The sequence below is a fragment of the Bacillus cereus group sp. BfR-BA-01355 genome, from assembly GCF_022663675.1.
GTDB classification, from domain to species: domain Bacteria; phylum Bacillota; class Bacilli; order Bacillales; family Bacillaceae_G; genus Bacillus_A; species Bacillus_A thuringiensis_S.
In genome coordinates, this window is the sequence record NZ_JAKUFY010000247.1 from 1 (window position 1) to 1,768 (window position 1,768).

Sequence of the window (1,768 nt, forward strand, 5' to 3'; positions counted from 1 at the left end):
TGTTCCTTTTCCTTTTCTGGATCGGGTTCAGGATTTTTTGGCTTCTCATTTTGATTTTCTTGATTGGTGTTTGAATCCGGTTGTTGACCGTTACCCTGTACTTCTTTATCTGGTTTTTCTTTCTTTACAATAGTAACTTTAGCACTTTTTTGTTTTGGCTCTATTGAAATATTACCAGGACCACTCACTTGAATAGAAATATCTTTCGTCCCTGAAGATACATTTTGCAGATTAATTACCGCTGTTATTTGAGCAGCTGTTATTTTATCTACTATACTTGCTTCTCCTGAAATATCAACACTTATCTTTTCATCTTGCGGCGAAATTAGCTGAGCCGTAACATCTTTAGAAAGTCCATTTTTTTGGATTGGGATACCATCAATCGTTTTTGTTTTCGTTTGTTTTGTTTTTTGTACTCCCACCGAAACCTTCACTTGATTCGGTTTTGCACTTGTTACACCCTTGGGTAATAAAACAGAGGCATCGAATGTTGTAGACTCTGTCAATTGACTAAAATCTACTTCGACCCCCTCTAGCGATTGTATATTATCCAAAATATCTTTTGGACCAGCTATCGTTACTTCTCTCGGCTCGACACTGATATTTGTAACTGCCAACCCTTCTGCTAAACTCCCCTTCTTCGTATACGTTACAGGAACAGTTTTTTCAGTATTATTGGCTGTAGTTTGCGTTGCCACATTCAACGTTACACTAATCTTAGATGGACTTGTTCTTACATTTAAACGTTTTCCTTCTTTATTGTATAATGTAACTTCGGGCGTTTTTGTAACAGTTTTATTAACACCTTTTAAATCAACATACGCTTTGGCAGATGAAATGCTTTCAATTTCTTCTTTCGTCCCAACTACCTCAACAGTATCCGGTTTAAGGCTTGATTTTTCGAGAGTAGCCCCCGCTGGCATCTGATCCTCATTTGATAATTTCAAATCTACATGAACATATTTTCTCGCCTTTTCATGAAGAGTAACTTTAATTGTTGATGGCTGAACTGTTCCTTTCACATCATCTGGAAGCCCGTTCGTTTTTAAAGAAATCTCATAAGTTCCTTTTGGACTATCTCGCAAATCAATTGGTATGTCAAATTGTTTTTTTGCTTTTACTGTAGCAACTGATGCTTTTGGGCCTTCTAACTTCACCTTAACGCCCTCTGCTGGAATACCACTTACAATATATTTCTCCTCATCATACTTAAGGTTAATCGCATAATTAGTTAATGTTTCTTTCGTATCATTTGCAAAAGGTAATATACCTGATGTCGTATTTTTTTCAGTTAACGTCGCTGACATAAAAAGCATACACGCCAATAGTAATGAGATCCCTTTTAAAAACCAATGATTCTCCATTAACTTATCCATGACGCTTTCTCCTCCAATTCCATAAAGACGAAGAAGTCGTTTTTTCGTTCCCACTAAATTCAGCTAATAACATATCCTTCAGCTGTTCTGTCTTCAAATCACGATGCAACTTACCATTTTTCGTTAAAGAAATTTGACCAGTTTCTTCAGACACAACTACTGTAATACTATCAGTAACTTCACTAACTCCCATTGCAGCACGATGTCTAGTTCCTAATTCTTTAGAAATAAACGGACTTTCTGATAATGGAAGATAGCATGCTGCTGCTTTAATTGTACTTCCTTGCATAATTACCGCTCCGTCATGAAGAGGTGTATTTGGAATGAAAATATTAATAAGTAATTCCGATGATACGTTTGCATTCAGCGGAATACCCGTTTCCACATAATCA

The 1,768-nt window shown here is 36.4% G+C and carries 2 protein-coding genes; both read right to left on the reverse strand.

The window, feature by feature from the left end; all coding sequences use genetic code 11:
• Positions 1–1,376 (reverse strand): CdaR family protein (locus tag MR167_RS31345; protein ID WP_242316222.1); only part of this gene is annotated, 1,376 nt, incomplete at its 3' end.
• Positions 1,369–1,768: diadenylate cyclase (locus MR167_RS31350; RefSeq protein WP_242316223.1), on the reverse strand; the 400-nt coding region annotated here is incomplete at its 5' end. The genes MR167_RS31345 and MR167_RS31350, both read right to left, overlap by 8 nt.